Below are 17,649 nucleotides of genomic sequence, written 5' to 3'. Positions count from 1 at the left end.
CATGAGGACGGACGATCTCATCAGGGCGCTGGACGCCGATACAAGCAGCAAGGCGATGCCGTTGCACTCGGCCTGGTGGATGGCCGCCGCTGCGGCAGCGGTGATCGCTGCTGTCGTCTTCCTGCTGACCATCGGCCCGCGCCCGGACTTCATGGCGGCCGCGCACACGATGCGCTTTCTCTCCAAATTTGTTTTCACCATCGTGCTTGCCGTCAGCGCCTTTGCCCTGATCCGTGCCTTGTCGACGCCGGGTGCCTCGACGGGCCGGGCAATGGCCTGGATGGCTGCGGCGCCGGTGCTGGTAGCCGTGGCGGTGGTTCTGGAGCTTTTCATGGTGCCGGAGGCGCTGTGGGGCACAAGGATGATCGGCTCCAACATGATGATCTGCATGGGCTTCATCCCACTGATCGGCCTCGGTCCGCTTGCCATCTTCCTGTGGATGCTGCGCTACGGCGCGCCGACACGGCCGGTACTTGCCGGCGCGACGGCGGGCCTGCTCGCCGGCGGGCAGGCGGCGACGTTCTATGCCGCGCACTGCTTCGACGATTCACCGCTTTTCGTCGCCACCTGGTACTCGATCGCGATCGCGGTACTAGCGCTGCTTGGCGCGCTCGGCGGGCGGTTTTTCGTGCGCTGGTAGCGTTCCGCCACGACCGCTACTCATGCACACCGATCCTTAATCATGCCGGCAATGTTTGTCGGTTACCGGTAGCACCGGTCCACCGGACGCAACCTTTCCTTAAAATCGATCGCTCAAGGTTGATGCAACAACATGCGTTTGCGCACGGGGGTGGCACGTATCGTGATGTGGCAAGGTTTGACCGGCCGAAAATCTATTAGACACGCAGGGTTGGCTTTGCTCCTAGCCGGCCTTTGCGTGGCGGCCTCGATCCTGCTGTCGCGCCTGCACCTCGGCGTCGACGCGCTAAAATTCTGCCTGCAGATCGCGGTGGGGGTAGCGGTGGGCGCCCTTGTCCTTGTCGCCCTGTTCATCCGCCGGATCAGCGAGGATCGCCGGCAGATCTCGGAGAGCGAACAGCGCTTCCGACGCGCCATGGAGGATTCGGCAATCGGCATCGCCGTTGTCGGTCTCGACGGGCGTATTCTTCAGACTAATCCGGCCTTCGCCGCCATGCTTGGCTACACAAACGAGGAGATCGAGGCGCTCACCTTCTTCCAGATCACGCATCCCGAAGATCTGCATATCGGGCGCGAAACGATGGACGGCATGAGAGCCGGCACGGTCAACTCCTTCCACTTCGAGAAGCGGTATCTCCGCAAGGACGGCACACCCGTCTGGGCGCATCTTGCCGGTTCGGTCATTCGCGACGAGAGCAGCGACCGCCCGCTCTATCTCGTCTCGCAGATCGAGAACATCGACGCCCGCAAGCAGGCCGAGGTGCGCATTGCCGAAGCGGAAACCCGTTGGAATTTCGCCCTGGCCGGCGCTGGCCAAGGTGTCTGGGACCTCGACATGCGCAAGGGCGGCACGACCTATTCCTCGACCTGGGTCAAGATGCTGGGCTATGCGGATGGCGAACTCGACGGCGACACCGACCGCTGGTTGACGATGATCCATCCCGATGATCGCGAGACTGTCGCCGAAGCGGATCGCGCCCATCTCGAGGGCAAGACGCCGTTCTTCGAAGCCGAGTTCAGGATGCGCCACAAGGATGGCCACTGGATGTGGTTCCTCGACCGCGGCAAGGCCATCGAGCGTGACGAGGACGGCCGGCTGGTCAGGGCCATCGGCAGCCTGACCGATATCACCCGGCGCAAGGAGGCCGAAGCACGCCTCACCGTATCGGCGGCAATGCTGGCTGATGAAAAGGAGCGGCTCAGGGTGACGCTGCAGTCGATCGGCGATGCCGTCATCTGCACCGACGCCGCAAACCGCGTCACCTTCATGAATCCGGTCGCCGAAAAGCTGACCGGTGTTGCCGGTGACGAAGCTCTCGGCAAGATGCTTGGCCATGTCTACTGGGCGGTCGACGAGGAGACGGGACACAGGATAGGCATGACCCGACCGGCGATCGGCGCCCAGGCGCCCCCCGACCAGAACAGCCGCGCCGTTCTCATCCGGCGCGACGACACGCGCTGCAGCATCCGTCAGGTCGTGTCGCCGATCATCAACGAGCGCAACGAATTCTGCGGACTGGTCATCGTCTTCCAGGACTTCACCGATGCGCGCGCGCTGCAGCGCCAGCTCGCCCACGCCGCCGCGCATGACGCGCTGACCGGTCTTGCCAATCGCTCGAGCTTCATCCGCGCCATGGAGGAACTGGTCGGTCAGGCGCGCAAGGACGGCACTTCGGGCAAAGGCAGCGGACATCAGTTCATGTTCATCGATCTCGACCACTTCAAACTGGTCAACGATACGGGCGGCCACGCGGCGGGAGACGCGCTGCTGAAGCGGGTTGCCGGGGCGGTTCGCGGCGTGCTTGGTCCAGACGACATCGTCGCTCGTCTGGGCGGCGACGAATTCGCGGTCATTCTGAAATCGGGTTCGGCGGCCGGCGCCAAGATCGCGGCGCGCTCCATCATCGATGCGATCGGCGGCCTGGACTTCATCTGGGACGGCCGTCCTCACTTGATCGGTGCCAGCATCGGGCTGGCTGCGATCGGCGCCAATTGCGGCGAGGTCGACGAGATCATCGCCAGGGCCGATGCCGCTTGCTACGCGGCCAAGGCGGCAGGCCGTGGCTGCGTTTGCGTGGCGCCGGACGGCGAGAGCATGGCCGACAGCACACAGCGGCCCGAGCCGCTGGCCGCGGCGTCCTGATCAGAGCCGGTCCCGAAAGCCTGCTGCCGACGCGGATCCGATCAGCGCGTAGGGACGGGATGCTCGCCGCGATAGTCGTAGAAGCCGCGCCCGGTCTTGCGGCCGAGCCAGCCGGCCTCGACATATTTCACCAGCAGCGGGCAAGGGCGGTATTTCGAGTCCGACAAGCCGTCATGCAGCACCTGCATGATCGACAGGCAGGTATCGAGCCCGATGAAATCGGCAAGCTGCAGCGGCCCCATTGGATGATTGGCGCCGAGCCGCATGGCGGTGTCGATGGCGTCGACCGAGCCGACACCCTCATAGAGCGTGTAGATCGCCTCGTTGATCATCGGCAGCAGGATGCGGTTGACGATGAAGGCCGGAAAATCCTCCGAAACCGTGATCGTCTTGTCGAGCTGCTTCACATAGGTCTTTGCCGCCTCGAAGGTCTGGTCCTCGGTGGCGATGCCGCGCACCAATTCGACCAGCTTCATCAGCGGCACCGGGTTCATGAAATGTATGCCGATGAACCGCTCCGGCCGGTCGGTCTGCGCGGCAAGCCGCGTGATCGAGATCGACGAGGTGTTGGTCGCCAGGATGGCTTCGGGATTGAGCTGCGGACAGAGCTGGGCGTAGATCTTGCGCTTGACCGTCTCGTCCTCGGTCGCGGCTTCGATCACCAGATCGGCACCGGCAAGATCGGCCATCGCCGGGGCGGAAGCGATGCGCGCCATCGCCTCGTTGCGCACATTCTCGTCGAGCTTTCCGGACCCTACCTGGCGGGCCATGTTGCCGCTGATGGTGGCAATGCCCTTCTCGATACGGTCGGGCGAAATATCGTAGATCAGCACCTTGTAGCCCGAAAGCGCGGAGACATGGGCGATGCCGCCGCCCATCTGGCCCGCGCCGATGATGCCGATCGTCTCGATCTTGCTCATTACACCGATCCCGTCCTGAGCCCTTCCGCATGAACTGCGAAAGCGCTCCACCTTTTATTTTACCGCAATTCCGGACGCAAAACCGCTGCGCACTTTTGCTGGAATTGCTTTTAGCCTTTGCGGCCTGCTTTTTGTGCGGTGCAAACTAAAAGGGCGGGGCGACTTCGTCTACCCCACCCCTCACTATTTAATACGCTTTGGCAGAAAGCGTCAAAGCACCTTTTGCAGCTCCGGCAGGATGACGAAGAGATCGCCCACGAGGCCGTAGTCGGCAACCTGGAAGATCGGCGCCTCCTCGTCTTTGTTGATGGCGACGATGACCTTCGAATCCTTCATGCCGGCGAGGTGCTGGATGGCGCCGGAGATGCCCACCGCGATGTAGAGATCAGGGGCGACGACCTTGCCGGTCTGGCCGACTTGCCAGTCGTTCGGCGCATAGCCGGCATCGACGGCGGCGCGCGAGGCGCCGACAGCTGCACCGAGCTTGTCGGCGACCGGCAGGATGACCTCCTGGAATTTTTCCGAGGAGCCCAGCGCGCGACCACCCGAGATGATGATCTTGGCCGAGGTCAGTTCCGGACGGTCGGTCTCCGAGAGCTTGTTCTCGACGAAGGTGGAGAGGCCGGGATTGGCCGCGGCCTTGACGGTCTCGACCGCCGCCGAGCCGCCCTCGGGCGCAGCCTGGAAGGAGGCGGTGCGGACAGTGATCACCTTCTTGGCGTCGGTCGACTGCACCGTCTGGATGGCGTTGCCGGCATAGATCGGCCGCTTGAAGGTGTCGGGCGATACGACTTCGATGATCTCGGATACCTGCGCGACGTCGAGCAGGGCAGCCACGCGCGGCGCGACATTCTTGCCCGACGAGGTCGCCGGGGCGATGATGGTGTCGTAGGCGCCTGCCAGCGACACAACGAGTGCCGCCGTCGGTTCGGCGAGGCGCTCGGCAAGCTCGTCGGCTTCGGCCAGCAGCACCTTGCTCACGCCCTTGAGCTTGGCGGCGGCGTCCGCTGCCGGCTTGGCGCCCTTGCCGGCGACCAGCACATGCACGTCCGAGCCGATCTGCAGCGCCGCCGAAAGCGCCTTGGCGGTCTGGTCGGAAAGGGTGGCGTTGTCGTGTTCTGCGATGAGGAGAATTGCCATTTGTCTGTTCCTTTCCCGATCGCTCACAAAACGCCGGCTTCGTTCTTCAGCTTGTCGACCAGTTCGGCGACGCTCTTGACCTTGACGCCTGCCTTGCGGCCGCTCGGCTCCTCGGTCTTGATGACCTTCAGCCGCGGCTTGACGTCGGCGCCGTAGTCGGCCGGGCTTTTTTCGTCCAACTGCTTCTTCTTGGCCTTCATGATGTTGGGCAGCGAAGCATAGCGCGGCTGGTTGAGGCGAAGGTCGGCGGTGACGATCGCCGGCATCTTCAGCTCCACCGTCTGCAGGCCGCCATCGACTTCGCGCGTCACCTTGGCCTTGTCGCCCTCGAGCACGATCTTGGAAGCGAAGGTGCCCTGCGCCCAGCCCAGCAGCGCCGCCAGCATCTGGCCGGTCTGGTTCGAGTCGTCGTCGATCGCCTGCTTGCCGAGGATGACAAGGCCGGGCTGTTCGGCGTCGACGACGCCCTTCAGCACCTTGGCAACGCCGAGCGGCTCGGTCTGTTCGTCGGTCTTGACCAGGATGGCGCGGTCGGCGCCCATGGCGAGCGCGGTGCGCAGGGTTTCCTGCGCCTGCTGCGGGCCGATCGAGACAACGATGATCTCTTCCGCCTTGCCGGCTTCCTTCAGCCGGATTGCTTCTTCCACCGCGATTTCGTCGAACGGGTTCATCGCCATCTTGACGTTGGCGAGTTCCACCGCCGAACCATCAGCCTTCACGCGAACCTTGACGTTCGCATCCACAACCCGCTTCACGGGCACAAGGATCTTCATTTGCCTGTCACCTCTTCACGCTAGTTGGGCGCGCTATAACAGCCTGCGCCCGTTCTGAGTTGTCGAAAGCCGACATTCCGGGTGGAAATTCTGGCCGGATGGAAATTCTGGTCTTTGACCGCCTTAGGCTGCGGCGGAGACGTTTCCGTAATTGTGGCAACCCTGCACGTCAATACGCCGCGAGCGGCTCAAATCGGTTCAGTCCGAACTGGAAGCGTTTCCTCGTCCCCAGCGCGTTGCGGCAGGTGGTTCGGGGATCAGCGGTCCTGTGGCAACCGGCGGTTGATCGGGAGCGGCGGGCGTGACGTCTTCATCAGCGCCGGCAAACAGCGGCACGCCGCGGCTGCGCAGAACCAGCACCAGCACAGCGCCGGCGATGATACCGCCGATATGGCAGGCCCATGAGATCTGATCCTCGCCGCCGGCGGCAAACATCACCACCTGGAACAGCACCCACAGGATGAGCGGGATGAAGGCGGGAATGCGCAGCGGGATGCGGGCAAAGGCCAGCACCCAGACCTTCACCCTGGGATAAAGGATCAGATAGGCGACGACCACGCCGGCGATGGCGCCGGACGCGCCGATCAGCGGCACCTGGGAATCCCAGGCGATCAAACCCTGGAAGGCGGCTCCCGCAATGGCGCACAACAGGTAGAAAATGAGATAGCGGATGTGGCCGAGCGCGTCCTCGACATTGTCACCGAACACCCACAGGAACAGCATGTTGCCGCCGAGGTGGAAGATGTCTGCGTGCAGGAAGGAATAGGTGAGGTAGCTCAGGCTTTCGGGGATGACGATGAAACGAGGGTCAAGCTCGGCAGTGTCATGGACGACCGACGGGATGAAGCCGAGACCAAGCACGGCGGCATTGGTGAAACTCTCGCCGCCTAGCGCGGTGGCGAAATAGACCAGCGCGTTGGCCACGATCAGCCCGATCGTCACATATTGCAGACGGATGTGCCGCAGCCTGTTGGTGTCGTAAAGCGGGATGAACATTTCCCAGGTCCTCTTCCGCTTTCGACGATCAGCGGTTCTTGCCGGGAACCCATAGCACGTCCGCGTTTCCGTTGTCATTGACCGCCCGGGCGGCGACAAACAGGAAATCCGAGACGCGATTGATGTATTTCAGCCCGTCGCGGTTGACGTGTTCGTCCGGATCCTGGGCCAGGGCCACCATCAGCCGTTCGGCCCGCCGCGCCACGGTGCGGGCAAGGTGAAGTGCCGCCGCTGCCGGTGTGCCGCCGTTGAGCACGAAGGATTTGAGCGGCTGAAGCTCCTTGTTGAGCAGGTCGATGTCCTTCTCGACCCGGTCGGTCTGCACGGCGATGATGCGAAGCGGTTCATAGCCGAGCGGCTTGCCGTCGTCTGGCACTGCGAGATCGGCGCCGAGATCGAATAGATCGTTCTGGATGCGGGAAAGCATGGCGTCGATCTCGGGGTGGGCCGATGCCGTGTGGACCCGGGCGATGCCGATGCAGGCATTGGCCTCGTCGACCGTGCCGTAGGCGTCCACCCGCAGATCGGATTTCAGCCGCCGTTCGCCGGTGCCGAGACCCGTGGTGCCATCATCGCCGGTGCGGGTGTAGATCTTGTTGAGCTTGACCACGTCGCCTCCCGGCTACCGATATCCTCACTTGCGGGTGAAATACACCGCAAGCAGGATCAGCGCCAGCGCCACGGCCTGCAACAGAACGCGCGTCTGCATCAGCTTGTTCGAGGTGACGCCCGAACCACCTCGCATCATGTTGATGAGGCCGCGAACGAGAACGATCACCACGGCGACCATGACCAGAATGGCGAGGATGTTGAAGACGGATGCCATTATTGCGTTTCCAGTTGTTTGGCTTCAGGCTCGCTTGGCGAGCAGGCGATAGAGCATCGAAGCGGGCAGGATGCGTTTGAGCGCCGCACCGATCCTGGCCGGCACTGTTACCACATAGTGCGGGCGCGGGCGCCGCGACAGAAGTGCATGGCGTAGCGCCGCGTGAACCACTTCCGGCCCAGGCTTCAAGGCCGATTGGCTGCCGCCGGCCCGCAGCCGCTCCAGCTGCGCCGCATAGTCGAGGCGGTGGACTGACGTCTCGTGGTCGATATTCCTGAGAAACCAGGGAAGCGCATTGCTGGCTATCTTTGACTTCACCGGCCCCGGCTCGATCAGCGAAACATGGACGCCGCTGCCGGCCAGTTCCTGGCGCTGGCAGAGCATCAGGGCCTCCAAGGCGTGTTTCGACGCCGAATAGGCGCCGCGAAAACGCACCGGCGTCAGGCCGAGGATCGACGAGCAGTGAACGATGCGGCCGTGACCCTGGCGGCGCATCACCGGCACCAGCCGGCGGGTCAGCTCATGCCAGCCGAAGAAATTCGCCTCGAACTGCTCCTTGAGTGCTGCGACGGGCAGATCCTCGACGGCACCGGGCTGAGCGTAGGCGCCATTGTTGAACAGGGCATCGAGCCGGCCGTCGGTGCGGTCGAGCACCGCCAGCACCAGCGCGGCGATGGAGTCCGGCTCGCAATAATCGAGATAGAAGGCCTCGATACCGTCGGCTTCGAGCGCGGCGATGTCCTGCGGCTTGCGCGCCGTCGCGAACACCCGCCAGCCTTCCGCCTTCAATGCGCGGGCGCAGTACGCACCTATCCCCGAAGATGCGCCGGTGACGATGATCGAGCGCAATTCTTGCGCCGGACTGCTCGTGGTTTCGCCAAGGGTTGCCATTTGCCGCAATCCCTTCCCATATTCCCGGCGTGGAGACAATTGGAGGGCGCTGTTCTTGTTGCGGAAGATCGTAGCCCTCAAGCGAGTTCTCTACGACGCGCTTGGCCATTTCAACACCGATGACGGCTGGGCGATGGCCAGCCATCTGGCGATCACATCGCTGATGGCGCTGTTCCCGTTCCTGATCTTCGCCACGACGCTGGCGAGCTTCCTCGGCGCGCAGGCATTCTCCGACACGGCCGTGCACCTGGTGTTCGATACCTGGCCCGAACAGATCGCCAAGCCGATCGCGCGCGAAGTGCTCAATGTGCTGACCGTCAGGCGCACCGACCTCTTGACCTACGGCGTGCTGCTTGCCGCCTATTTTGCCTCGAACGGCATCGAGGCGCTGCGCACGTCGCTCAACCGCGCCTATCGCGTGTCGGAAACGCGCGGCATCATCTATCGCCGAGTGCAGAGCATCATCTTCGTTCTCATCGCGACGGCCGGTTTCCTGGCGATCAGCGTGCTTCTGGTGTTCGCGCCACTGCTGGCGCGGCTCGCCGAAGCCCATATCGACTGGATCAAGCCCTATATGGGCACGATCACGCTGTGGCGTTATGTCATCGCCTCGGTGGTCATCGTCGGCGGCTTGTTTGCCGTGCATTTCTGGCTGCCGGCGGGCAAGCGCCGCTTCGTCTCACTGGTGCCGGGCATCATCTTCACGCTGGCGGCATGGCTTGTCGGTTCGACCATCTTCGCCACCTATCTTGACCACTTCTCGTCCTATGTGACGACTTATGCCGGCCTTGCCTCGATCATGATCGCCGTGGTCTTCCTCTACATGGTCTCGGCGATCTTCATCCTCGGCGGCGAGCTCAATGCCGCGATCAGCCGCTATCTGGAGGCACGCGCGCGGGTCGGATGATGGCCGAATGGGGAGCGGGAGAACTGGAGAACGGGAGAATTGAAGAATTAAAGAAGTAGCACCCAGCGCCAGATGGGGCCATTTTCCTCAATTCCTCAATTCCACAATTCTTCCCTTGGTCTGCCGCGCCGTTGCCAGGCCGACGCCGAATGTGGTGATCGCCATGCCGACAATCTGCAGCGCGTTGAGCTGCTCGTCGAACAAGGCCCAGGCGATGATGGCCGTCACCGCCGGCACCAAATAGAACAGCGAGGCCACTTTCGACATCTCGCCGTCGCGGATCATCACCATCAACAGGAAGATGGCGCCGAGCGACAGCACCAGCACCAGCCAGGCCATGGCGAAGATCAGTTCGCCGTTGATGACGACCGTGTGCGTCTCGAAGGCCAGTGCGGCCAGGATCATGACAGCCGCGCCGCCGACATATTGCCACATGGTTGCCGCGACGAGGTCGCCGCCGGATGCGAAGCGCTTCTGCCAGATGGTGCCGGCGCTCATGCCGAGCACCGAGACCAGCGAGGCGGTCAGCGTTGCCGCCGTCACGCCGCCGCCCAGCGCCCCGAGCTTGGGCCACAGCACGATGACGATGCCGATGAGGCCGATGCCAAGGCCTAGCCAGTGGCGCGGCAGGATCGCCTCGCCGAGAAACTTGCCGGCAAGCACCGCCGTGATCAGCGGCTGCAGGCCGACGATCAGGGCCGAAAAGCCGGCCGGCATGCCCCTGTGAATGGCCCAGAACACGGCGCCGAGATAGACGCCGTGCATCAGGATGCCGGCGCCGGTGGCGTGCAATGCCTCCTCGCTTGTGGCTCCCTTCGAGCCCAGCACAAGCATCAGGACGGCTAGCAGGACAGAGGCGATGACGAAGCGCGCGGCAAGGAAGGTGAACGGTTCCGCCCATGGCATGGCATAGCGCGCGCCGATGAAACCGGTCGCCCACAGGACGACGAAGGTGGCGGGAATGAACCGCTTGATGCTGCGCATGTTCCGGAGTCCGCCGTACTGGAGAGAATTGCCGTGGCGATGCTCTAATACCGTTCAACCCGGCGCGCAAAGCGAAACCGTTGATCCATACATCACCGGAATTCAACGCCCGGCGCATCTGGCTGGCTGTTTCTCTGATCCCGCCGGGCTCAAAGCCCGACCATCCGCCTGACGTCATCAGGTGATGCGCCGGCATGACGCAGCGCGGCTAGGCCGGTGTCGCCGAGGCTCTTGGACAGCTTTCGTCCGTCGGGCCCGAGGATGAGACGATGATGGAAATAGGCCGGTTGCGGCAGCCCGAGTAGCTCCTGGAGGAGGCGCTGCACGCCGGTGGCGGAAAACAGATCCTGCCCGCGCACGACGTGACTGATGCCTTGCAGTGCATCGTCCATGACGACGGCGAGGTGGTAGCTCGTCGGGATGTCGCGGCGTGCCACGATCACGTCGCCCCAATCCTGCGGGCGGGCTTCGACGGAGCGTGTCGCAAGGAGCGTCTCGTCGGAATACTCCGTCCATGACAGGTCCTTGCCGACACGCGCCATGGCGGCGCCGAGATCCAGCCGCCAGGCGAAGGACGTGTTTTCGGCAATCCGCCGCTTGCGTTCCTTCACCGGCAGCGCCTTGTCGGCGGCGGGATAGAGCGGCACGCCGTCGGGGTCGCGCGGCCAGTCGCGCCCGTGCCCTTCGCTGTCGGTGATGAAAGCGCGGATTTCACCACGGCTCATGAAGGCGGGATAGACGAGTTCTTCCGCGATCAGCCGCTCAAGCGTCGCCTCGTATTCGGCGAAATGCTCCGACTGGCGGCGCACCGGCGCTTCCCAGCCGAGCCCCAGCCATTTCAGATCGGCAAGCACGCCGGCCTCGAATTGCGGCGTGCAGCGCGTGGTGTCGATATCCTCGATGCGCAGCAGCAGGCGGCCGCCTGCCTGTGTCGCCAGCTTCTGGTTGAGCAGCGCCGAGTAGGCGTGGCCGAGATGCAGGTCGCCATTTGGGCTGGGGGCGAAGCGAAATGTCAGGAGTGTCATCTCTCAAGCGGCAATCGGGTTGTGCGGCGGTTTTGCCAATTGCTACCGTGCAGCCGGTCAAGGAACAAGAAAGCATGCAGCGTATCGTGACATCGGACGACATTGCCCGGGGGCTCGATGCGCTTTGCGTGATCGACCCACGCCTGGAAAAGGTGCGCGGCATGGCCGGCGAGGTGCCGCTGCGGCTCTCCGAGCCTGGGTTCAGGAGCCTGGCGTCGATCGTCGTTTCGCAGCAAGTGTCCCGCGCCAGTGCCGATGCGATCTTCGGCCGGCTGGTCAAACTCGTCGATCCGCTGACGCCGCAGGCCATCCTAGCTGCCGGCGAAGACATGTTTCGCGACGCCGGCCTGTCGCGGCCGAAGCAGCGCGGCCTGATCGCAATTGCCCAGGCGGTGGTCGATGGCCTCGACCTGCATCACCTCTGTTCGCTCGATGCCCGGGAGGCGATCACGACGATGACGGCGGTGTCCGGCATCGGTCCCTGGACGGCGGAAGTCTACCTGTTGTTTGCCGCCGGGCACCCCGACATCTTCCCAGCGCGAGACGTCGCGCTGCAGAGCGCAGTCGGCCACGCGCTCGGCATCGACCCGCGTCCGCCGGAGAAAACACTGATCGCATTGGCCGAATCATGGAGCCCGTGGCGAGGTGTCGCGTCGCGGCTTTTCTGGTCCTATTATCGCGAAACCAGGGGGCGGGACGCCGCACCACCGGCCTGAAACCGCAAAAAAGCCTGAAAATCATGTCTTTTTGCCGCTTCGACGACGCGACAATCCGCTTCACATCCCTGTCATGTCGGGCTTACAGTATCCTCGCCGTTCGGGTCTAGAACCAAGGAGGTAAACACGTGACGGTTGCCGTATCTCCGGATGGGCTTCCAGCACTGGTGCTGAATGCGGATTACCGTCCGCTCAGCTATTACCCCCTGTCGCTCTGGTCGTGGCAGGACGCGATCAAGGCGGTGTTCCTCGACCGGGTGAACATCGTGGCCGAATACGAGCACGCGGTGTCCTCGCCGACCTTCTCGATGAAGCTGCCGAGCGTGGTCAGCCTGAAGGCCTATGTGAAGCCGTCGAGGCATCCGGCCTTCACCCGCTTCAACGTCTTCCTGCGCGACCGTTTCCAGTGCCAGTATTGCGGCACGCCGGAGGACCTGACCTTCGATCACGTCATCCCCCGCCATCGTGGCGGTGCCACGACATGGGAGAATGTCGTTGCCGCCTGCTCGCCCTGCAACCTCAGGAAAGGTGGCATGATGCCGGCGCACGCCAAGATGTGGCCGCTGCAGAAGCCTTTTCAGCCGACGGTGCACGATCTGCACAATAACGGCCGCCTGTTCCCGCCCAACCATCTGCATGAGAGCTGGATGGATTATCTGTACTGGGATGTCGAACTCGAACCCTGAGATCGGGCCAGCTCGGTCGCTCACTTATCAGCGGCTTCGCGCTTAACGACCGGCTTCCCCCACTCCGTCGCTGCTTCGCAGCGCCACCTCTCCCCCCTCCGGAGGGAGAGGAAAGGAGCCCAGCGTAAGGAGCGCTGGCTGCAACAGGCTCGCGCCCTTCCTCTACCCCGTCGATCGGGGGAGAGGTGGCTCGGCGAAGCCGAGACGGAGTGGGGGTCGATCTGGCTCGGACGTCGAACGCCGCGCGATCCGACTCAGCCTGGCGAATTCTTGCTCGAACTCTGCGTCGCGCCGCTCAATCGAATTGGCTCAGTCGCGGGCGAAAGCGCCGCGGAAGGCGACGGCGGCGAGGACAAGGCTGGCAATGGCGTTCCAGCCGGCCAGCGACAGGCCAAGGATGCGCAACGCCGCCTTGTCGCAGGATGGGGGCACGAATTTGTCGAGCGCGTCGAGCACGCCCTTGCCGCCGGTGTCGACCGGTCCCGCACCCGCGGTGCAATCGGTCGGGCCGGCCCACCACTGCCATTCGACGCCGGAGTGGTAGACGCCGAGATAAAGGCCGTAGAGCATCAGCAGGCCGCCGACGGCCAGCAAGCCGCGCGTCAGCCATGCCGGCGCGTGAAGCATCGATGCAATCGCCGCCAGCACCATCAGCGGCACGCCGATGTAGTAGGGGGTGCGCTGCTCGAGGCAGAGGTGGCAGGGGATGTAGCCGCCGAGATACTGGAAGCCGAGCGCCGAGCCGACGGTGGCGGCCATGGCGACGGCGAGGAACAAGGCCGTGCGTGTCCGCTGGCGTCCGGGATCGGCATTCATCGTCGCGGTCATTTCAATCGGCTCCGTCCGGCTCGCAATGGCTGTGTTCAGAGGGCGTATTTGACTGTTATATAGAGCAAAATCAGGGCAGCCGCGGCCGCGCCCGCGATCAGGCCAAGGCGCTTTTCGATGAACTCGCGGATCGGCTCGCCATAGCGCCGCAAAAGCCAGGCCAGCAGCAGGAAGCGGCCGCCGCGTGCCACGATGGCCAGCACGATGAACAGCAGCAGATTGACGCCGATGACGCCCGACAGGATCGTCACCACCTTGATCGGCGGCAGATGGGCGGCGCCCGAAGTGATCAGCATCAGGATGATGAAGCCGACGCCCGCGCCCGCGCGCAGCGTCTCGAACTCGTCGTACTTGCCGTAGAATTCGAGGATCGGCCGCGCCACCGCGTCATAGGCGTAGTGGCCGATAAACCAGCCGGCGATGCCGCCCAGCACCGAGGCGACGGTGGCGATCAGCGCGTAGCGATAGGCGCGATCCGGCCGCGACAGGGCCATCGGCAGATAAAGCACGTCGGCCGGCACCAGGAACACCGAGCTTTCGACGAAGGCGATGAAGGCCAGCCACCATTCGGCGGATTTGCGGGCCGCCAGCGACAAGGTCCAGTCGTAAAGTCCGCGAAGCATCGGCACTCCTAACGCATGTCGCCCCAAAGGTGCGCGGCGATCTTCTCAGGCATGCCGCGCTTTGGCGCGCCGCCTGTCTAGAAAGATTTTCCGCACTGCACAATGGCAGCCCCATCACGAAATCGAAAGGCGCAGTTTGGTCGCATCCGGCACCGGAGAAATTGGCCAGTTGACGAACAGGCCTCCAACCGTATAGTCCCGCGCCATCCAGGCCGCCCGGCCTGAGCCCCTATGGCGGAATTGGTAGACGCGCTCGACTCAAAATCGAGTTCCGCAAGGAGTGCTGGTTCGATCCCGGCTAGGGGCACCAAACTTTTCTCCCGGCAGCCAATCCGTGTTTTGGGACAGGCTCCTACCGCCGTCCCAGCAGGCTCTTCATGCGGTTGCGTAGCAGGCGGGCCATGTTGCGGGTTTCGCGGTAGAGATGCAGTTGCGAGGCGGCCTGGCGGGTGAGGCGGTCGGCGTCCGGCGTCAGGCCTATCACCAGCGTGCCCATCGGCTTGCGCTCGGCCCACAGCCGGCTCATCACCGGATGGTCGGGCACGGCGCAGGAATCGGTCATCATGATGTTGGGATCGTCGAGATGCTGGCGCGTCACCTCGATCATCAGCAGCGTGCCCGGCGAATAGCTGGCCAGCGTCTCGTCATAGGCCGTCTTCCAGGTGTAGGCGACGCCGGTTTCGACGAAGACGATCAGGCAGGCGATGGTGCGGCCGTCGAGCGTCAGCGAATGGATGCGGCACATGTCCTGCTCGGCCAGCCGGTGCACGGCCTCGCGGGCGAAGGCGGCGCGGTAGCGGTCGATCGCCATGGCGGTGCGTTCGCGGCCTTTCCAGCCGGCCGCTTCCAGGGTCAGGAAGCTTTCGATGGCGTGGCGGATGTCCTCGGGCCCGCGCGCCACGACATGCTCGAGCTTGCCGAGGTCGCCAAGGCGCCGCTTCAGGCGGCGGAACTCGCGGTAATGGTGCGAACGCAGCGAAGCCTTCAGATACTCGTCGCCATCGGCTTCGCTCTGCAGCGCCGGGCGCTGGGTCTGGCCGGTGGTGACCAGCATCAGGCCGCGCGTCTCGGCCACGGTGGCAAGCAGGCTCGCCGCCGGGCCGTCGAGCCGGATATCGGGCAGGACGAACACTTTCGGCAGCTTGAGGTGCGGGCGCGACAGCATCGAGAAGAAATCCTCGACGACGCCGACCGGATCGTCACGATCGACCAGCGGCGTGCCGAGCGGGCCGAACGGGCTCGACCATGTGCGCATGACCGGAACGCCGAGCGGCACCACCGGCCGTTCGACCGAGAACGGCACCAGGAGGCGCAGCCGGTTGCGATATTCGTCGCCGTCGCGGATGACCGCCAGCCGCACCTCGCGATCCTCCAGCCGCGGCATGGCCGGCGCCAGGAAACGCGGGTTGAAGAAGATGTTGGGCTCGACCGCGCGGGCGCAGAGGTAATCCAGTTCCTCGACCAGGTCGAAGCCGGCCGATGCCGGGTAGATGGCGAGTTTGCGCTCGGGCCGGTTGTTGGCGAAGATTTCAATGTGGGCAGGGTCGGCGTCGCGGGCCAGTCCGGCAAGGCCAGACACCATGGCGCCGGCGCTGCCGCCGCTGGTTTCCTCAAGCAACGGGATGGCGGCCATCACGCGGCTCCTTTCGCAGGCACGAAGATGAGCATGACGATGCCGAGCTTGCGCCACACCGTGAAGGAGAGCGCGCTGGCTTCGAAGATCATGGCAAAGGCGGTGGCCATGGCCGCGCCCCACAGGCCGAACATCGGGATCAGCACCACGTTGAGGCCGATGTTGAAGGCCAGCGTCATGGCATAGACGGCGGCGCAGATGTTCTGGTTGCCGCTCATCGTCAGCAGGCTTTCGCAAGGGCCGACGGCGGCGCGGGCCACGACGCCGAAGACGAGCAGGAACAGCAAGGGATAGCCGCTGCTGAATTCAGGGCCGAACAGCACCAGCATGGGTTCGCCCAGTGCCAGCACCAGCAGCGCCATCAACAGCGACGGCCAGAACGTCCACGACACCGTCTCGCGGGCAAAGGCGGCGAGCCTTTGCGGGTCGCCATGGGTGAACTGCGCATAGCGCTGGGCAACGCCGGCCTTGACGGCGAAATAGACGAAATGCACCAGCGCCAGCGTCTTCACCGTGGCGAAATAGACGGCGACGTCGTTGGGATCCATATAGGCGCCGACCATCAGCACGTCGGCATTGGTGAGCAGGAAGAAGAAGCTCTCGACCAGGAAGATCGGCAGCGATACGACGAACCATTGCGCGAAATGCACCTTCATCGGCCCGGCCGGGATCTGCCGTTCCATGCGCTGGGTGACGCCGATGAGCTGGCCAAGGGTGGTGGCGTAGGTGGCGGCGATCGAGGCGAAGATTGCGGTCTTTGCGTCGGGGGCGTAGCCCGCCAGCAGCATCAGCGCCATGAACAGCAGGATCAGGATGGGCCGCACGAGATAGGTCGGCGACAGGGCAAACAGCGCCCAGCTGTTGGCGCGCGCCAGTCCCGACAGAAGGTCCGACATGGCGATCATCGGCAGGCAGATGACGCCGAGGATGAACGGGATCACATAGTAGTTTTCGATCCAGGGTGCCGCCAGCCAGACGCCGAGCGCGCCGAGCCCGGCGATGAGCGTGGAGGCGATCAGCACGAACAGGCGGCTGGCCAGCACGATGCCGCGCAGTTCGTCCATCAGGCCGCGCTCGCGGTATTCGGGAATGAAGCGGATGACCGAGGTGTGGAAGCCGAGGCAGGCGAGGTTGCCGACGATCACCATCGTCACCCAGACGAGGACGAAGATGCCGTATTCGAACGAGCCCATCCAGCGCGCCATCAGCACCTGGCTGATGAAGGCGATGACGGCGCTGACGATGCGGATGGAGAAGGCGATAACCGACATGCGGCCGGCCTCGCCGCGCTCGTCGGCGGTGAACAGCACGGCGTCGATGCGGCCAAGCAACGGCTCCATGCGCAGCGCCCAACGCTGCGGCAAGAACCGCCCGGCAGTCGTGGCCGCGGAAAAGCGCACCCCGATTTCTCTCCGTTTTCCGCTTCTTTTTCAGGGTTGGGTGTAGCCGAGACACATTAAGAAACGGTTGGGTGAAGGGGCGGTAGTGAGAGAGGGGAATTCCTCGGTGCCGATCCCTTCATGGATTTAGTGTGCCCGAAACTTGAAAAGCCAAGTGTCACCGTTTTTCACGCTGCGGTCGGTTGCCCCACACTACGGTGGCGGACAAATGTCCTTCTAATTTTGGAGGTGTTGGCAAACCTGTTCATAGAAGGCAGGAGAGGTCATGTTCACCGCTTGTTCACTGGATATCTAAACGATACATGTTCAACTCGGCGTTGTCAGAATCGAATTTGGAATGGATCCGTGTCAGAATATGAAATTCTAAGATCCCGGATTGGAAAAGAGGGCGCAGATCGGGCAGTCACATACGGGTGGATTGCGCGGTCGTGTCCCATCAGGTGGTGTAGCTCGGCGGTAGCGAAGCCGCTCACGAGCGCGCCGTTAGTAGCGCTGTAGCGAGTGAGCGGCGTGTCGGTG

The 17,649-nt window shown here is 63.8% G+C and carries 18 protein-coding genes and 1 tRNA gene; 6 read left to right on the top strand and 13 right to left on the bottom strand.

Annotated features, from left to right (window positions below):
* Position 1: 1 nt before the first annotated feature.
* Both NKI38_RS15980 and NKI38_RS15975 read left to right on the top strand, forming a co-directional pair.
* On the top strand, positions 2-640 hold the full coding sequence (locus tag NKI38_RS15980; RefSeq protein ID WP_352659094.1) for an NrsF family protein: 639 nt from the start codon (positions 2-4) through the stop codon (positions 638-640).
* A 210-nt stretch (positions 641-850) separates the two neighbouring features.
* Positions 851-2,782, top strand: a complete 1,932-nt coding sequence (locus NKI38_RS15975; protein WP_352659092.1) for a PAS domain S-box protein — start codon at positions 851-853, stop codon at positions 2,780-2,782.
* A 41-nt stretch (positions 2,783-2,823) separates the two neighbouring features.
* On the opposite strand, the gene NKI38_RS15970 is transcribed toward NKI38_RS15975, so the two are convergent.
* From NKI38_RS15970 to NKI38_RS15940, 7 genes are all read right to left on the bottom strand, one after another.
* Entirely contained in the window at positions 2,824-3,702 is an 879-nt protein-coding gene (locus tag NKI38_RS15970) for a 3-hydroxybutyryl-CoA dehydrogenase (protein ID WP_352633924.1), read from the bottom strand.
* Positions 3,703-3,912: 210 nt separating this feature from the next.
* Positions 3,913-4,842 (bottom strand): electron transfer flavoprotein subunit alpha/FixB family protein, encoded by a 930-nt coding sequence (locus NKI38_RS15965; protein ID WP_352659090.1) that lies wholly within the window; start codon positions 4,840-4,842, stop codon positions 3,913-3,915.
* Positions 4,843-4,865: 23 nt separating this feature from the next.
* The gene (locus tag NKI38_RS15960; RefSeq protein WP_352659088.1) at positions 4,866-5,615 is read right to left on the bottom strand and encodes an electron transfer flavoprotein subunit beta/FixA family protein; all 750 of its coding nucleotides are present in this window, start codon (positions 5,613-5,615) and stop codon (positions 4,866-4,868) included.
* Between the two features lie 198 nt (positions 5,616-5,813).
* On the bottom strand, positions 5,814-6,611 hold the full coding sequence (locus NKI38_RS15955; RefSeq protein ID WP_352659086.1) for a rhomboid family intramembrane serine protease: 798 nt from the start codon (positions 6,609-6,611) through the stop codon (positions 5,814-5,816).
* 28 nt (positions 6,612-6,639) lie between these two features.
* Positions 6,640-7,221 carry a cob(I)yrinic acid a,c-diamide adenosyltransferase gene (locus NKI38_RS15950; protein WP_352659085.1) on the bottom strand — a complete coding sequence of 194 codons (582 nt, stop codon included), beginning with the start codon at positions 7,219-7,221 and terminating at the stop codon, positions 6,640-6,642.
* Between the two features lie 24 nt (positions 7,222-7,245).
* Positions 7,246-7,437: a twin transmembrane helix small protein gene (locus NKI38_RS15945; protein ID WP_352633914.1), complete on the bottom strand. Its 192-nt coding sequence runs from the start codon at positions 7,435-7,437 to the stop codon at positions 7,246-7,248.
* A 24-nt stretch (positions 7,438-7,461) separates the two neighbouring features.
* On the bottom strand, positions 7,462-8,328 hold the full coding sequence (locus NKI38_RS15940) for an SDR family oxidoreductase (RefSeq protein ID WP_352659084.1): 867 nt from the start codon (positions 8,326-8,328) through the stop codon (positions 7,462-7,464).
* A 55-nt stretch (positions 8,329-8,383) separates the two neighbouring features.
* On the opposite strand from NKI38_RS15940, the gene NKI38_RS15935 reads away from it, so the two are divergent.
* Positions 8,384-9,235 (top strand): YihY/virulence factor BrkB family protein, encoded by an 852-nt coding sequence (locus NKI38_RS15935; protein WP_352633910.1) that lies wholly within the window; start codon positions 8,384-8,386, stop codon positions 9,233-9,235.
* Between the two features lie 87 nt (positions 9,236-9,322).
* On the opposite strand, the gene NKI38_RS15930 is transcribed toward NKI38_RS15935, so the two are convergent.
* Positions 9,323-10,219, bottom strand: a complete 897-nt coding sequence (locus tag NKI38_RS15930; protein ID WP_352659082.1) for a DMT family transporter — start codon at positions 10,217-10,219, stop codon at positions 9,323-9,325.
* Between the two features lie 149 nt (positions 10,220-10,368).
* Positions 10,369-11,244: a tRNA glutamyl-Q(34) synthetase GluQRS gene (gluQRS, locus tag NKI38_RS15925; RefSeq protein WP_352659080.1), complete on the bottom strand. Its 876-nt coding sequence runs from the start codon at positions 11,242-11,244 to the stop codon at positions 10,369-10,371.
* A 74-nt stretch (positions 11,245-11,318) separates the two neighbouring features.
* Here gluQRS and NKI38_RS15920 point away from each other — a divergent pair, with 74 nt between their 5' ends.
* Together NKI38_RS15920 and NKI38_RS15915 are read left to right on the top strand one after the other, a co-directional pair.
* On the top strand, positions 11,319-11,960 hold the full coding sequence (locus NKI38_RS15920; protein WP_352659078.1) for a DNA-3-methyladenine glycosylase family protein: 642 nt from the start codon (positions 11,319-11,321) through the stop codon (positions 11,958-11,960).
* Positions 11,961-12,088: 128 nt separating this feature from the next.
* On the top strand, positions 12,089-12,646 hold the full coding sequence (locus NKI38_RS15915) for an HNH endonuclease (protein WP_006328497.1): 558 nt from the start codon (positions 12,089-12,091) through the stop codon (positions 12,644-12,646).
* A gap of 309 nt (positions 12,647-12,955) precedes the next feature.
* Here the strand turns inward: NKI38_RS15915 and NKI38_RS15910 are convergent, their stop codons facing one another.
* Positions 12,956-13,474 carry a disulfide bond formation protein B gene (locus NKI38_RS15910; RefSeq protein ID WP_352659076.1) on the bottom strand — a complete coding sequence of 173 codons (519 nt, stop codon included), beginning with the start codon at positions 13,472-13,474 and terminating at the stop codon, positions 12,956-12,958.
* Positions 13,475-13,509: 35 nt separating this feature from the next.
* Entirely contained in the window at positions 13,510-14,097 is a 588-nt protein-coding gene (locus tag NKI38_RS15905) for a YqaA family protein (protein WP_352659074.1), read from the bottom strand.
* A gap of 225 nt (positions 14,098-14,322) precedes the next feature.
* On the opposite strand from NKI38_RS15905, the gene NKI38_RS15900 reads away from it, so the two are divergent.
* Positions 14,323-14,407, top strand: a tRNA-Leu gene (locus NKI38_RS15900).
* Positions 14,408-14,449: 42 nt separating this feature from the next.
* Here the strand turns inward: NKI38_RS15900 and NKI38_RS15895 are convergent.
* Both NKI38_RS15895 and NKI38_RS15890 read right to left on the bottom strand, forming a co-directional pair.
* Positions 14,450-15,730: a GNAT family N-acetyltransferase gene (locus NKI38_RS15895; protein ID WP_352659072.1), complete on the bottom strand. Its 1,281-nt coding sequence runs from the start codon at positions 15,728-15,730 to the stop codon at positions 14,450-14,452.
* Positions 15,730-17,130 carry a lipopolysaccharide biosynthesis protein gene (locus tag NKI38_RS15890; RefSeq protein ID WP_352659071.1) on the bottom strand — a complete coding sequence of 467 codons (1,401 nt, stop codon included), beginning with the start codon at positions 17,128-17,130 and terminating at the stop codon, positions 15,730-15,732. Before NKI38_RS15890 ends, NKI38_RS15895 begins: the two co-directional genes overlap by 1 nt.
* Positions 17,131-17,649: the final 519 nt, after the last annotated feature.

This window comes from Mesorhizobium sp. M0621 (assembly GCF_040320745.1).
Classification (GTDB): domain Bacteria; phylum Pseudomonadota; class Alphaproteobacteria; order Rhizobiales; family Rhizobiaceae; genus Mesorhizobium.
This window is presented reverse-complemented; position numbering and strand designations above follow the sequence as displayed.

Bases quoted from the DNA above. Each gene is read 5' to 3' on its own strand.
- NKI38_RS15910 (WP_352659076.1), bottom strand. From the start codon at position 13,474: ATGACCGCGACGATGAATGCCGATCCCGGACGCCAGCGGACACGCACG.
- NKI38_RS15930 (WP_352659082.1), bottom strand. From the start codon at position 10,219: ATGCGCAGCATCAAGCGGTTCATTCCCGCCACCTTCGTCGTCCTGTGG.
- NKI38_RS15895 (WP_352659072.1), bottom strand. From the start codon at position 15,730: ATGGCCGCCATCCCGTTGCTTGAGGAAACCAGCGGCGGCAGCGCCGGC.
- NKI38_RS15960 (WP_352659088.1), bottom strand. From the start codon at position 5,615: ATGAAGATCCTTGTGCCCGTGAAGCGGGTTGTGGATGCGAACGTCAAG.
- NKI38_RS15920 (WP_352659078.1), top strand. From the start codon at position 11,319: ATGCAGCGTATCGTGACATCGGACGACATTGCCCGGGGGCTCGATGCG.
- NKI38_RS15905 (WP_352659074.1), bottom strand. From the start codon at position 14,097: ATGCTTCGCGGACTTTACGACTGGACCTTGTCGCTGGCGGCCCGCAAA.
- NKI38_RS15940 (WP_352659084.1), bottom strand. From the start codon at position 8,328: ATGGCAACCCTTGGCGAAACCACGAGCAGTCCGGCGCAAGAATTGCGC.
- NKI38_RS15945 (WP_352633914.1), bottom strand. From the start codon at position 7,437: ATGGCATCCGTCTTCAACATCCTCGCCATTCTGGTCATGGTCGCCGTG.
- NKI38_RS15970 (WP_352633924.1), bottom strand. From the start codon at position 3,702: ATGAGCAAGATCGAGACGATCGGCATCATCGGCGCGGGCCAGATGGGC.
- NKI38_RS15965 (WP_352659090.1), bottom strand. From the start codon at position 4,842: ATGGCAATTCTCCTCATCGCAGAACACGACAACGCCACCCTTTCCGAC.
- NKI38_RS15980 (WP_352659094.1), top strand. From the start codon at position 2: ATGAGGACGGACGATCTCATCAGGGCGCTGGACGCCGATACAAGCAGC.
- gluQRS (WP_352659080.1), bottom strand. From the start codon at position 11,244: ATGACACTCCTGACATTTCGCTTCGCCCCCAGCCCAAATGGCGACCTG.
- NKI38_RS15955 (WP_352659086.1), bottom strand. From the start codon at position 6,611: ATGTTCATCCCGCTTTACGACACCAACAGGCTGCGGCACATCCGTCTG.